General features: G+C 54.0%; 10 protein-coding genes, 2 tRNA genes and 1 other annotated feature. All 12 genes read right to left on the reverse strand.

The features are described 5' to 3' along the window. Window positions 1-267 precede the first annotated feature (267 nt). The 12 genes from pheT to AC0LWM_RS09205 all read right to left on the reverse strand — a co-directional run bounded on the left by pheT (window position 268) and on the right by AC0LWM_RS09205 (window position 14,381). Window positions 268-2,721, reverse strand: coding sequence for a phenylalanine--tRNA ligase subunit beta (gene pheT, locus AC0LWM_RS09150; protein WP_474674615.1), 2,454 nt, complete (start codon window positions 2,719-2,721; stop codon window positions 268-270). Window positions 2,722-2,769: 48 nt separating this feature from the next. Then, on the reverse strand, window positions 2,770-3,804 hold the full coding sequence (gene pheS, locus AC0LWM_RS09155; RefSeq protein ID WP_474674616.1) for a phenylalanine--tRNA ligase subunit alpha: 1,035 nt from the start codon (window positions 3,802-3,804) through the stop codon (window positions 2,770-2,772). A gap of 72 nt (window positions 3,805-3,876) precedes the next feature. Continuing rightward, window positions 3,877-4,138, reverse strand: a binding site (T-box leader). A gap of 119 nt (window positions 4,139-4,257) precedes the next feature. Continuing rightward, window positions 4,258-4,956: an N-acetylmannosamine-6-phosphate 2-epimerase gene (locus AC0LWM_RS09160; RefSeq protein ID WP_474674617.1), complete on the reverse strand. Its 699-nt coding sequence runs from the start codon at window positions 4,954-4,956 to the stop codon at window positions 4,258-4,260. 79 nt (window positions 4,957-5,035) lie between these two features. Continuing rightward, the gene (locus AC0LWM_RS09165; protein ID WP_474674618.1) at window positions 5,036-6,760 is read right to left on the reverse strand and encodes a type 2 periplasmic-binding domain-containing protein; all 1,725 of its coding nucleotides are present in this window, start codon (window positions 6,758-6,760) and stop codon (window positions 5,036-5,038) included. Between the two features lie 128 nt (window positions 6,761-6,888). Further along, entirely contained in the window at window positions 6,889-7,782 is an 894-nt protein-coding gene (locus AC0LWM_RS09170; RefSeq protein WP_474674619.1) for a carbohydrate ABC transporter permease, read from the reverse strand. Window positions 7,783-7,796: 14 nt separating this feature from the next. Continuing rightward, complete coding sequence (locus AC0LWM_RS09175) at window positions 7,797-8,756, reverse strand: ABC transporter permease (RefSeq protein ID WP_474674620.1); 960 nt, start codon at window positions 8,754-8,756, stop codon at window positions 7,797-7,799. Between the two features lie 169 nt (window positions 8,757-8,925). Continuing rightward, window positions 8,926-9,687, reverse strand: a complete 762-nt coding sequence (locus tag AC0LWM_RS09180; protein ID WP_474674621.1) for a response regulator transcription factor — start codon at window positions 9,685-9,687, stop codon at window positions 8,926-8,928. Further along, the gene (locus AC0LWM_RS09185; protein WP_474674622.1) at window positions 9,662-11,530 is read right to left on the reverse strand and encodes a sensor histidine kinase; all 1,869 of its coding nucleotides are present in this window, start codon (window positions 11,528-11,530) and stop codon (window positions 9,662-9,664) included. Before AC0LWM_RS09185 ends, AC0LWM_RS09180 begins: the two co-directional genes overlap by 26 nt. Before the next feature lie 192 nt (window positions 11,531-11,722). After that, on the reverse strand, window positions 11,723-12,505 hold the full coding sequence (locus tag AC0LWM_RS09190) for an ABC transporter permease (RefSeq protein ID WP_474674623.1): 783 nt from the start codon (window positions 12,503-12,505) through the stop codon (window positions 11,723-11,725). Next, the gene (locus AC0LWM_RS09195) at window positions 12,502-13,428 is read right to left on the reverse strand and encodes an ABC transporter ATP-binding protein (protein ID WP_474674624.1); all 927 of its coding nucleotides are present in this window, start codon (window positions 13,426-13,428) and stop codon (window positions 12,502-12,504) included. The genes AC0LWM_RS09190 and AC0LWM_RS09195 overlap by 4 nt, the downstream gene beginning before the upstream one ends. A 723-nt stretch (window positions 13,429-14,151) precedes the next feature. Next, window positions 14,152-14,225: transfer RNA gene (locus AC0LWM_RS09200), tRNA-Gly, on the reverse strand. Between the two features lie 79 nt (window positions 14,226-14,304). After that, window positions 14,305-14,381: transfer RNA gene (locus AC0LWM_RS09205), tRNA-Pro, on the reverse strand. Window positions 14,382-14,403 lie beyond the last annotated feature (22 nt).

The following is a 14,403-nucleotide window of genomic DNA, read 5'->3' on the forward strand; positions in this document are numbered from 1 at the left end:
TATCTTCATAAGCATAAGCTAAGCTTCCGTTAAGAAGCAATTATGTAAGCTTAGGCTAAGTTCCCGTTTGGAAACGGTCACCTTAAGCATAAGCGAAGTTTCCTCATGAAACTACTATTTTACCCCAAAACGATGCCCGAAGGAAATCTCCCTCTTAATCGCGACGGAACAAATCCGCCTTCGGTGGCGGTTGCACCAAAATTATGCTTCGATGCGCGCAAAAAAGCCACATCGAATAATATTCGATGCGGCTTTGCCTGTTTCCTGCTACTTTCTTAGTTCCGCGCCAAAAGATTGTGTCAAAACGTCAACGACAGTTCCGTGCAGCTCCGCGACTTCCTCGTCCGTGAGCGTTCGCTCCGGATGACGGTAAACGAGCGACAGCGCAACGCTCTTTTTGCCTTCGCCCAGCTTCTCGCCGGTGTAGATGTCGAATACGCGAACCGACTCCAGCAGCGTGCCCGCCGTTTCCTTCACTTTGTCGATCAAGCTGCCGACTTCGACGGCAAGGTCGAGCACAAGCGCCATGTCGCGCTCGCTTGCCGGATAACGCGGCAGAGTTTTGTAGTCGATGGTGAAATCGGCGCCGGCATAAACCGTATCCAGCTCGATTTCCAGCACGTACGTATCGTCGAGATCGTATTGCTGCTGAAGCAGCGGATGCACCTGACCGATGTAGCCGATGCGGGTTTCCTTTTGCCCGTCAACGAAAAACAGCGATGCCGAACGGCCCGGATGGAAGCCCGTCGGTTGATCCGCGACGAAACGGACTTTGTCTTTGATCCCGAGGTAATCGAGCGCGCCTTCGAGCAAACCTTTCATGTCGAAGAAATCTACCGGCTCGGCCTTTACGTTCCATTGCGGTGACAGGCGGCTGCCCGTAAGCAATGCGGAAAGCAGATGCTGCTGCTTCGGCAGTGTCGTCAGATTGGCTTCCTCCGTAACGTAGACGCTGCCGATTTCGAATACGGCGACATCGTTCGTCTTGCGGTTACGGTTATAGGCGGCCACTTCCAGCAGATGCGGCAGCAAGCTCGTGCGCAGTGTGCTGCGCTCCTCGCTCATCGGCATCGACAGGCGAATCGGTTGGGCCGTCAAGCCGGACACTCCCGCAAAATGCGTGAGCTGGCCCGGTCCCGTAAACGAATAGCTGATGACCTCCTGCAGGCCGCTTGCCGTCAGTAACTGGCGCAGCGAACGGCGGATTGCCTGCGGCTTCGTCAAGGAGCCCGGCGTTGTTTCGCCTTCGATCGCCGTTGTCGGAATGTTGTCATAGCCGTACAGCCGCGCGATTTCCTCGATCAAATCGACGTCGCGCGTAATGTCGCCGCGACGGTTCGGTACCGACACGCGAAGCGTATCGCCGGACAACTCCGTCTCGAACTGCAGCCGGGCAAAAATCGCTTGAATCTCGGCAGCCGACAGCGCGGTGCCAATATAGCGGTTTGCCTTGGTGATGGACAGCTCCACCGTTGTCGTTTGCGGCGCGGCAGCGATTTCCTCAACGATGCCTGCGGCAACGGAACCCCCGGCATATTGCGCCATCAGCGCGGCAGCCCGGTTCAGCGCCGGAATGACCGCCTGCGGGTTCGATTCCTTCTCGAAGCGCAAGCTCGCTTCGGAACGCAGCCCAAGCTGGCGGGACGTCTTGCGCACGGAGCTGCCTGCGAACTTCGCCGACTCCAGCAGGATGTTGACCGTTTCGCCGGTCACTTCCGAATTGGCTCCGCCCATGACGCCCGCGAGCGCAACCGGCTTCACGCCGTCGGTAATGAGCAGCATGTGCGGCTCCAACTTGCGCTCCTGGTCGTCCAGCGTCGTCAGCGTTTCGCCTTCGTTTGCGAGGCGGACGTCGATGCGGCCGTTCGTCAAACGGTCGGCGTCAAACGCATGCAGCGGTTGGCCGTATTCAAGCATAACGTAGTTCGTAATGTCAACGATGTTGTTGATCGGACGGATACCCGCCGCCATGAGCCTGTTCTGCATCCAGAGCGGCGAAACGCCGATGCGCACGTTCTGAATGTAACGCGCAGCGTAATGGCTGCACTGGTCTTTGGCCGTAATGCCGACGCTGATATGTTCCGATGCTTTCACGCCGCTTTCGATTGCGGCGACTTCGCCGTCCGCATTCGGCAGCTTGACTTCGCGGCCGAGCAACGCGGCGACTTCGTAAGCCGCTCCGATCATGCTCAAACAATCGGAACGGTTCGGCGTCAGGTCAAGCTCCAGCACCTCGTCGTCGATCGCCAGCACGTCGAGAATGCTGCGGCCGATTTCCGTATCCTCCGGCAGCACCAGAATGCCTTCTTGAATTTCCTTCGGCAGCAGCTTGTCGTTCAAGCCAAGCTCCTTCGCCGAGCAGATCATGCCTTGCGATTCGACGCCGCGCAGCTTCGCGCGTTTGATTTGGAAATCGCCCGGCAGCTTCGCGCCGATCAGCGCGACAGGCACCTTTTGTCCGGCGGCGACATTTTTCGCTCCGCACACGATTTGCAGGTCTTCACCTTGGCCGGCGTCGATGACGCACACGCTCAGCTTGTCCGCGTCGGGATGCTTTTCGCGCGATTTGACATAACCGACGACAACGCCGCTTACGCCTTTGTTGCGGTTTTCGACGATGTCGACCTCGATGCCGCCGCGCGTGAACAGCTCCGCCAGCTGCTCTCCCGTATATCCGTTAATATCTACGTAATCTTTTAGCCATTGATAGGATACCTTCATGTTTTTTCGCTCCTCTTCTTCCCGTTCTAACTGAATATCCGGGGTGGTCTATATCCGGGCAAACTGCTTCAAAAACCGCAGGTCGTTCGTATAGAAATGACGAATGTCGTCAATGCCGTATTTCAACATCGCAATCCGCTCGACGCCCATGCCGAACGCAAATCCGGTATATTTCGCCGAATCGTAGCCGCCGGCTTCCAGCACCTTCGGATGCACCATGCCGCAGCCGAGAATTTCGAGCCAGCCGGTTTGCTTGCAAATGCGGCAGCCGTTGCCGCGGCAGTGAACGCAAGTGACGTCCACTTCGGCGCTTGGCTCGGTGAACGGGAAGAAGCTCGGACGCAAACGGATTTGCGTATGCTGACCGAACATTTCGCGCACGAACATCAGCAGCGTCCCTTTCAGGTCGCTCATACGAATATTTTCGCCGATGACGAGGCCTTCGATTTGATGGAACTGGAACGAATGCGTCGCGTCGTCGTCGTCGCGGCGGTATACTTTGCCCGGGCAAATGATTTTGAGCGGCGCTTTGCCTTTGGCCGCTTCCATCGTGCGAACCTGAACCGGAGACGTTTGCGTGCGCATCAGGATATCTTCCGTGATGTAGAACGAATCCTGCATGTCGCGGGCCGGGTGGTCCTTCGGCAGGTTCAACGCCTCGAAGTTGTAGTAATCGCTTTCCACTTCAGGGCCTTCCGCAACCGTGTAACCCATGCCGATAAAAATATCTTCGATCTCTTGAATGACCTTGTTCAGCGGATGAACCGCGCCAGGCTGGCTCGGACGGCCCGGAAGCGTAACGTCGATCGTTTCCGCGCGCAGCCGGTTTTCCGTTTCTTCTTGTTGGAACCGCTCCTGCTTCGCCGCGATCACTTCCTCGATCGCCGCACGAACCTCGTTGCCGACTTGCCCGATGACCGGACGCTCCTCTGCGCTTAAGGAACCCATCCCGCGCAAAATTTCGGTGAGCGCTCCTTTTTTGCCGAGGTATTTGATCCGCAAATCGTTTAATTGCTGCTGGTTCGCCACTTGCTCGAGCTCGCCCAGCGCTTCTGTTTTTAATGCCGTTAACCGCTCTTTCATCGCTAATGCCCTCCTAAAAGTTTTTGCATCGAAACTTCCTTGTTGTGACAACAAAAAAGACCATTCCTCCCGTGAAGGGACGAAATGGCCGTGGTACCACCCTTGTTCGAATGCTTCCAACTCGCCGCTGCAGCGATGTCCGAACGCATTCACTCTTCGATTAACGGATCGTGACCGGTACCTTCTACTTGAGCCTAAGCCGAGTGGCCAGGGCGGTTCAAAGGACTGCTCGGGAGGGAACTTCGGCAGCCTGATTCCGTAGAGCCGCTCTCAATCTCCGGCGGCTCCTCCCTGTAAAGAGGCACTGCGTACTTTTCTCCGTCATCGCATTTATGATGGATATTAAAACAAGACACTAATGAACTATATTATATGCAAAATAAAGCGGCGTTGCAAGCGGCGATCTCTCCAGCCTGCGAACCGCTTTGACTAGCTCGTTCAAAACATTCTTCGTCAATAACTCGGTAATACCTGCTTCCCGACCCATTCCCGCGCCCGATCCACGTACCGCGCCGTAATCAGCTGTGGCCGCGTGATCGCGCTCCCGATGACGACCCACTCCGCGCCGGCAGCGAAAGCGGCGATCGCTTCTTCCGGCGACCAGATGCGCCCTTCGGCTACGACCGGCTTATTCACTTGCGCGCAAAGCTCGGCGACGAGCTGCAGATCCGGTCCTTTCAGCTTGCGGCTGTACGGCGTGTACCCTGACAAAGTCGTCGAGATCAGATCGGCGCCAAGCCGCTCCGCTATGATCCCCTCCTGCAAGGTCGAGACGTCGGCCATCGCCAGCTTGCCGGCTTGATGGATCTCTTCGACCAGCACGCCGAACCGCTCCATCCGGTCTTCGCGATCGGTGGCGTCAAGAGCCACGATATCGGCTCCCGCTTCGATAATCGATCTCACCTCGCGCATCGTCGGCGTAATGTAAATATCCGAGCCGCGAATAACGCGTTTGATCAAGCCGATGACGGGGATCGGAACCTCGCTTTTGATCGCCCGGATATCGTCGATGCCGTTCGTCCGGATACCGACTGCTCCTCCCTCCAAAGCAGCCTTTGCCATGCCGACCATCGCGTTCATCCCGTACAACGGTTCTCCGGGCAGCGCCTGGCATGAAACGATAATGCCTTTGTTGCATAAATCCGACTTCAATGTTTTCCGCCTCCAAAAGAGAAACCGCCAGGCTCTTCATTCCTAGCGGTTTCTCGACTGTTCCCCGTGTTGTGTTCGCCTAATATTGCACCCGTTTATTGAATTCCTCGTATTGCTTCAGCCATTCGGCTTTATAATCCGTCCACTTGCCTTTTTTCTCCAAATCGTCGCGGTATTTGCTCCAGAAATCCTCGAATTCGTCCGGCGTTTTGGCGATCATCAGCTTCGCGCGGTATTCGGTTTCGACCGCGTCGACCGCCGGCTTATATTTCTCGATAATGCCGCCTTGCAGCACCGGCACCGAATCGTAGTTATGGCCGTCCCGTTTCACGCCTTGGCCGGCGAGCAGCATGCCGCTTGCTTTTTGCAGCTCATATTTTAGCTTTTTGACGTTGTTTTCGTTCGTGTCGACGTCAGGCACGTTCGTATTGGCCAAGTACCAAGGCTGTTGGCCATACTTTTGCAGCTTATTCTGATCGCCGCTCGACAGATCGTCGGCGAATTCTTTGTTGAAATTCCAGATCGTTTTTGTATCGTCCACATAGTTCCATACGTATTTCGGCGCATCGCCCGGAGGGCCGTAATCAACCGTCATGACGTTGTTGCCGAGCGTCCAGTCCAAATATTTCAGCGAAGCTTCCAAGTTTTTGCCCTTCATGATGTAGGCGCCCGTCCAAGGAAGCGGATTTTTCGCTTCGATTGCGCCCAGCTTGTCGACGCCTTGCACTTTCGGGAACGGAATCGCTTGGAATTTCGTGGAAACCTCGTTTCGATCTTTAGCCGGCATCCATCCGCTTTCGGCGATATCGGACATCGAACCGATGTAGGCGGCCGCCCGGCCGGTCGTCAGCTTTTGCAGGTACAGCTCTTTTTTGTGCGTTGGCGCTTCTTTATCCAGCAACCCGGCGTTGTACATCTTGTTCAGCCACTGCCACGTCTTCTTGTAGTTTTCCAGATCGCGGGTCGCCGTGAATCCGCCGCTACCGTCGGGAATCATGCCGCTTGCTTCGCTGACCGATTCGACGCCGAACGATGCTCCGATCGAACGCCAGCCTTTAAAGCCGTCTCCCATCGTCAGCGGGATCAGCGCATTGCCCCCGGAATCCTTCAGCTTGGCGGCAGCCGTGAGGAATGCCTCGAAGCCTTCCATCGTCGCGAGATCTTCTTTTTTCATGCCGGTTTGCTCCAAAATATCGGTGCGGACGAAAATCCCGTTTTGCGCCCATGCCCAAAATCCGTCTTCCACCTTCTTCGACGGTCCGCCTTCGATGTCGATGAACAAAGGAATGAAATACGTATGACCGTCCGGCGCTTTGACGTAATCTTTAATCGCTTTCGAAATTTTGTTCAGGTTCGGATATTTGTCCGGCATGTTCAAATATTGCTCGATCGGAAGGGCGACGTCCGCGTTCAGAAAATCGGTTTGCGCCTGTCCGTTCGGGCCGTAAAACGCCCAGATGTCCGGCATGTCGCCGCTCGTCAGCTTGAGCCGCCGGCCGGTGTCTTCGTTATCGCTCGTTTCGTACGTCCATTTCGTATAAACGCCGGATGCTTCGGCGCGGAGCTGGTCGAAAATGCCGTCGTTTTTCACCGGAGCGATCCAGTTGATGCCGACATGCACCGTAATGTTCTCGGGTTCCTTCTTGTCGTCAGCCGGAGCGCTCTTCTTATCTCCCGATGATTCGGCGGAGGTTTCGCCGGTTTGCGATTTGCCGGAATCCGTGGAGCTGTCTTTGCCCGAGCAAGCCGCTAACAAAATCAAGGCCGCGATAATAAACAACTGAAAATATTTCAGCTTTCTCAATGTTTTCGATCCCCTTTTCGTAAAGTTGGAGTTGGCGTCGTTCATGCTGGAATCAAAATGTTCAAAAATTGCCTATATGGTGAACCGTGCCGGTTTCGGGCCCTTGAAACAAGCAGCGGAGCATCCCTTTATTCTTTGACGCCGCCGATCATGACGCCCTGCACGAAATATTTCTGCAGGAACGGATAAATGAGCAGCACCGGAATCGTCCCGAGTACGACAACGGCCATGCGCAGCGAAGTCGGCGTAACCGCGCGAGAAGCGGCGTCGCTGATCGCCTCGCTGTTGACGCCCTGGCGTAAGTTTTGCGCGGCTTCGGCATTGGCGAGCATGTTCTGCAAAAACGTCTGCAGCGGCTTGAGCTCAAGCGCGTTGACGAAATAAGCGCCGTCGAACCAATTGTTCCAATGCGCCACGGCCGTAAAAAGCGAAATCGCGGCGATCATCGGCAGCGAGGTCGGAATGACGATCCGCCAGAAAATGCGGAAAGCATTGGCGCCGTCGATTTCGGCGGCCTCGATGATCGCTTCCGGAATATTTTCGAAAAACGACCTCATCACAATCAGATTCCAAATGCTTAATGCGGAAGGAATGATGTATACCCAGAACGTGTTGATCAACCCTAAATCGCGAAGCTGAATGAAATAAGGAATTAACCCGCCGGAGAACAGCATCGGAATGAGAAAATAGAGCATCAGCGCCTTGCGCCCGGGAAGCTGTCGGAACGCCAAGCCGTAGGCGCAAATCCCGGTGACGAATACGCCTGTCGCCGTTCCGATCACGGTGCGCAGCAGCGAAATCGTAAAGGCGTCCTGAACGAGCGGGTTCGAGACAACCGTCATGATGTTGACCCAAGTGAACGAGCGGGGCAAGAAGTAAATGCCCCCTTTGAGCGCATCCAAGCCTTCGTTTAACGCCAGCGCCGTCATGTAGATAAAGGGATACAACGCCGAAGCCGCAAGCAGCAGCAGAAACGTGTTGTTGATGTAATGGTAGAAGCGTTCGCCCCTTGTCGCGTGCATGTCCGCACTCCTCTCTAGAATAATCGCGAGCCGCCCATGCGGCGCGACAGGCTGTTCGTCATGATAACGAGCGCAAACTGGATGATCGCCGTTGCGAGGCCGATCGCGGTCGCGGGTCCGTAGTAGCCGAGATTAAGCCCGGTCTTGACGACATAGGTATCGATGACTTCGGATACGGGCAGGTTCACCGGATTTTGCAGCGGAAAAATTTGGTCGAAGCCCGCATTGAGCAAATTCGGGATCGAAAGAATGAGCATAATCGATATCGTCGGCATCATGCCGGGAATCGTAATGTTCCACGTCTGCCGCCATCGGTTCGCCCCATCGACTTTGGCCGCCTCGTACAGCTGCGGGTCTAGCCCGGCGATCGCCGCCAAATAGATGATCGAGCCCCAGCCGACTTCCTTCCATACGGAAGTGAATACGATGATCGGCCTAAACCATGCTTCGTCGCCCATAAAGTATACCTTCTCGAAGCCAAGCGCTGCGATGACGTCGTTGACGAGGCCCGTCGATTGGGAGAGCAAAGCTTCCACGATATAAGCGACGATGATCCATGAGACAAAGTGCGGCATGTACGTGAGCGATTGAACGAATCGCTTGAACAGCGGACGCTTGACTTCGTTCAGCATGATCGCCAGTATAATGGGCGCCGGAAAGCCGAACGCGAACTTCAGCACGGTGATCCAAATCGTATTTTGGAACAACCGCCAAAATTCCGGATCGGACAAAAAGGAAAAATGCTCGAAGCCGACCCAAGGGCTTTTCCATACACCGGTAAAAATGTTGTAATCGCGGAACGCGATTTGGATGCCGACCATCGGCATGTAGTTGAACAACAACACGAGAATTACGCCCGGCAAAATCATGGCGTATTGCCACCGGTACTTGTACAGCGGATTGGCCTTCCTTCCCTGGCCTTTGGCTTGCGGCTTCGATACGGCCGCTTCTGGTTTCATCGTTTCTGCATTCAAGTGGCTCACCTCTGATGTTCCTGTCGAGCCCAATATACCACCTTCCGTATAGCGCTTACATAACGAACATTTTGCATTTATATCGTAAATGTTAGGGCGGCCGCAAAAGCGATAGAAATGCAAAAATTGCGATATCGCCATCGCAATTTTGACCGCTTCCTCTATGCAATTAACCGTTAATCTCGCGGAACGTGCCCGGGGTCATGCCGGTATAGTCGCCGAACACCTGCACGAAATGGCTGACGCTGACGTAGCCCACCTGCTGGGCAATGTCCTGAATTTTCATATTGCTCTCCACGAGCATTTTTTTGGCCATATTCATCCGGGCCGACGTGACGAATTCGGAGAACGAGCAGTTCATTTCCTGACGGAACAGCCTGCTGAACGAGGAGGCGTTCATGCTGATTTTGGCCGCAACCTCGGTTAACGTAACCGCCTTGCTCAAATCCTGATGGATCAGATCGCAGGCAAGCCGGATCGCATGGCGCTTCGCCTGTACGGTGCCTCCATCTTCGGCCGACTGGCCTTGGCTGCTTGTCCTGCCCGCCTTGCGCTCGAAACCGAGCTCCTCCATGACGACGAGCAAAGCGTCGATGATCTCCTCGTCCGGGCAAGGCTTCACCAGGTAGTTGGAAGCGCCCGCTTTAAGCGCTTCCCGGGCATACTCGAAATCGCTCCAGCCCGAAAGCAAAATCACTTTCAGCTGCGGCAGCTCTTTTCTCAATGCTTTCGTCAGTTCCAACCCGTTCATGTAAGGCATCCGAATATCGGTCAGCAGCACGTCGGGCTTCAGCCGAAGCGACATGTCGTAGGCTTCCTTGCCGTCCGCGGCAACCCCTTCCAGCATGATGCCGTACTGCCCCCACGGGATTTCCTCCGTAAACGTCGTACGCACATATTGTTCATCATCCGCGACCAGCAGTCTCATCATCTTCGTAATCCTTTCTCGGAATCCGGATCGTCGCAACGGTCCCTCGTCCGGGTACGCTATCGATTTGGAACAAGAAACGGGAGTGATACTTCAATTGAAGCCTGCGGTAAATATTGCGCAGCGCATAACCCGAACCCCGGATTTCGTCGCTGTCCGCACTGCTGCGGCCTTGCTCCGCATACGTTTCGTGCCGATTGCCCGTCATCGTCTCCCGGAGCCGTTCGAGCTGCTCCGGGCCCATGCCCGAGCCGTTGTCGGTCACCATGATCATCACATCGCGCTTGAGCAGCGTGACCGCCACCCGCACGATGCCTTGACCGGAAACGAGCTCCAAGCCGTGTTTGACGGCATTCTCGACGAGAGGCTGGACGATCAGCGTCGGGATGTGGAAGCTCTCCGCCCCGGGCTCGACATACATGTCGAGCCGATATTTGCCGGGATTGCGAATGTTCAGCAAGTATATGTAATTCGTAATATGCTCCATCGTGTCCCGCACGGTCATCGTATCTTTTCCTTCGTTCAGGCTGAGCCTGAACAATCTGGACATGGCAAGCAGCGATTGTGCGAGCGGTTCATTCACGCGTTTGGCCATTGAATAGAGCGCGCCGAGCGTATTGTATAGAAAATGCGGATTGATCTGCGCGGTCAAATAGTTCATCTCCGCTTCTTGCTTCGCGATCCGCTCCTGGTAGACGGTGCGGATCAAATGCTCCTGCGTCTCCGCCATCCGGTTGAACCCTTCGGCCACCTTGCCGAATTCGTCCCGGCGGTCATACGATACCCGTGCCGACATATCGCCTGTCTCGAACAGCTTCATCGCGCCAAGCAGCTGAAGCAGCGGCTGGTGCACGCCCCGGGTCAACACGCCGGCCGCCCAGATCGCCAGCACGACGGCGGTGAGCGTTAACGCTGTCGTTAACCCGTTAAGCAGCTTCAGCTCGCCCATGTACTTATCGAGCGGGGCGATCGACACGACCTGCCAGCCCGTCAGCTTCGATTCCGATGTGGTCACGAGCCAGCGTCCTTGGATGCGATATGGCTTGCCCGCAGGCTTCGCGATCGCATCCGTCGAGTAGTCGCTAAGGTAATCATCGACGTAGCTCCCCGTTTTTAACACGCTGTGTCCGTTCTGATTCAGCAATATAAGCGATGTTTTTGTTTTTTTAGCCGCCTCGATAACTAAATCCTGCAACGTATATTCCAAGTAGCCGACGCCAACGATGACCGGCAGCTCTTTCGTGCCGAATCCGGGAACGGAGCGCGTAAACGAAATTTGCAGGCTGCCGTTGCCTTTCAGCATCGTAAAATCAAGCAATGATCCCGCGTGAGGCAGCACCGTATCGTCGGGATAAATCCATGAGCGGAGATGTTCGCTTTCGCTTTGCCCCTTGAGCCAGTCCAACGCCACATAATCGCGTACCTTGTAGACCCCGAACTGAGTGGATAAAACTTCATTGCACTGCGGAAAATAGACCCATATCGAGGTCGCCCTCGATTCCGTCGCAAGAATTTCCTCCAGCCGCTGCTGCATGTCACGAATGTTCAGGATGCTCTCCTCTAACAGAGATTTCTCCTGATGCTCGAGCAGGAAATTCCGCAGCTTCGTATCCGATTCGACGAACGACGATACGCGAACAGCTCCGCGCAGCACCTCATCCATCCACGAGGTCGAAAGCTCGAGCGATTCGTTGTTGAGGTTGCCCGCCTTTTCCTCCAAAATCCGCTGCGATTGCAACAAGTATAAATAGGAAAACAACAATACCGGCACCAGCATCGAAAGCGTAAACAGCACTAGCTTTTCTTTAACCGTCAGAATTCGAACAAAAGGCCGTCGCCTGCCCATCCGCAGTGCCTCCCCCGCGGGTTTTCCGCTTCGAAGTTCAATTAAGATCAAACATACCGCATCCCGGACGGATTAGACAACAACGAATTTATGATGGAAGCGTATCGACACTACTGTAGCACAGCCGTTCGAGACGGCGCGATATCGAATCGTTTGCATTTATGTTCGTTTTTTGCAAGCGATGCCACTCTCTCAATTGTGATCCGCATAACGCCACCAACCTAGCGTACCGATGAAGCCGAACAAGCTGGCCGCTGCGACAATCACATAACTGACCGGTCCGACGTCGGCATGGTCTGGACCTGCCGCCCCGCTAACGATGGCAGGTACGGACCACGGGAAATAGGCTCCGTAGCCGACAATCGATATCATCTGGGATGCGAAAATAACGAGCACGACAATCCCCATCGGCGGCAAATAACCTCGGCCATAGCTTGCGGCAAGCGCTACGGGCGTGCTGAGCAGGCCGGTTAATAAAGCGGCTCGCAGCACCCGATAAACGCCGTCGGCCGCATGTCCGGCCGACCATTCGGGAAGCCCGATGAGCCAGCCGACTAGAAGGCCGAGCACGACGACGAGCAAGCTGAGCATGCCGCACCAGATCAGGATGGCGATAAACTTCGACAGCACGATCGTTGTTCTTCCTACGGGCAGCGCCAGCAAATCTTTGGCCGTCCGGTCGGAAAACTCCCTGCCGAAAACCCAGCTCGCCACAAACCCGAACAACACGATGCCGCCGATGGATACGACCTGAGCCAGCATGCCGAAAAACGTCGGCCAATCGGCCGAGCCTTGAAGCTGGGCTTTGGCCGACATCAAGCCGCTGCTGCGCGCAAACTGAGGATCCATCAGGATAAACATGAGAAATCCGCACATGAGCGTTGCAACCGCAAATCCGAGAAGCGTCGTCCAGATCATTTTGGATTTGCGTATTTTAAGCCATTCCGCTGCGAATGCTGCTCCGAACATCGTCATTTCGCTTCCTCCCCTTTTAATCCGATCGTTCTGAAGAAATACGATTCCAAATCCTCTTCCTCCACCTTTACTAGAGTTGGCGGGCATCCCGCCTGAACGAGTAAGGTTGCAATCCGGTCGGGATGATCGGTGGCCGATCGATCCGACGACTCCAGCATTCCGTCATTCGTTACTCGGTATGGAATAGCCGCCTTCTCGAGCACCGCCTGCGTCGCCTGGCGTTTGTTCGAATCGACGAGCAGACGCCTGCGCCGAAGCCGTTCCAATTGATGGGCGTCGACCTCCTGCACGAGGCGGCCCCCATGAATGATGCCGATCCGGGTCGCGAGCTTTGCGATTTCCCCGAGAATGTGACTGGATATAAATATCGTCACCCCATCGTTTAAGGCAAGCTCTTGCAGCAGGTGCCGGATTTCGAATATCCCGGCGGGGTCAAGACCGTTCGACGGTTCGTCCAGAATAAGAATATCCGGCTTGTGAATCATCGCTTTAGCGATGCCGAGGCGCTGCGCATTGCCAAGCGACAGGTGTTTCGCCTTCTTGTCCCGGTACGCGTTCAACTGCAGCTTCTCAATGATACGGCTGACCGCATGCCGATCCGAAAGCCCGCGAAGCTTCCGCATCATCTCCAAATTTTCGCTCACCGTCAGATCGGGATAAGAATATGGGGTTTCCACCATGCATCCTACATTATTCCACAAGGACGCCTGATCGGGGCCAACCCGCTTCCCTTTCAGAAATGCCGCTCCCGACGTTGGTTTTATCATGCCGAGCAGCATGCCGATCGTCGTTGTTTTCCCTGCGCCGTTCAAGCCAAGGAAGCCATAAATCTCCCCTTTCTTCACTCCGAGAGAAACGTCGGCGACCGCTTGAAAGCTTCCATATCGCTTCGAAAGCTGATCCGTAACAATGATATCGTTCATAGCACACTCCACCGCCAATCATTTTTATGAATATATTAATTTTTTATTCATATATACATAAAATATGCGCAGTCCGGGAAGTTGTCAAGATATTTCGGAGCTTCTGCAATCAACAGACACTCCTGCGGTCAGACATTCCCGTGTTCACACATTCCCTCGTTCATACATTCCACGTTCACAAATTCACACATTCACACGTTCATACATTCCCTCGTTCATATTCCCACGTTCACACATTCAGAAATTTTTGGCTGAAATTCAGCAATAATTTTCTGAAAATGTTTAGAATACTCGCCTTTCATAAATGATTCAGTAAATAATTTCTGAAATTCAGAAATTTTTGGCTAAAATCAGAAAGTTTTTTCTTAATTTCGCATTAGACCCCATTTTTGTGAAAGATATTCAGAAAAAAGTATCTGAATTTCAGAAAATTTTTTCTGAATGCGAATTCAACAGCCCGTTTACAAGGTAACTAGGTATCTTTCCCTGGCCCTGACCCTCCTCCGAATCTTGCATTTTTATAAATCGAAATCGATATCGAAAAAGAAATCAAATTTCTAAATCTAAATCTATATCTATATCTAAATCTATATCCAAATCTAGCTAAACCGAAATGCAAATCTAATCCAAATCCAAATTCAAATCTAATCCAAGTCCAATTCCAATTCCAAATCCAAATCAAAAAAAGCCTTCCCGAAGGAAGGCTTTCATCTCATTATCGTATGGAGCGGGTGATGGGAATCGAACCCACGCTACCAGCTTGGAAGGCTGGAGTTCTACCATTGAACTACACCCGCATTTTGAATCCCTAAAAAACAATAAGCTCCGCATCGAATTCTACTTACTTCGCGGGGCTCAATCAATTGTGAGTAATAGTGGTCGGGACGACACGATTTGAACATGCGACCCCCTGGTCCCAAACCAGGTGCTCTACCAAGCTGAGCTACGTCCCGACAGAATCAATTATTATTAGCG

It is taken from the genome of Paenibacillus sp. sgz302148, assembly GCF_056120465.1.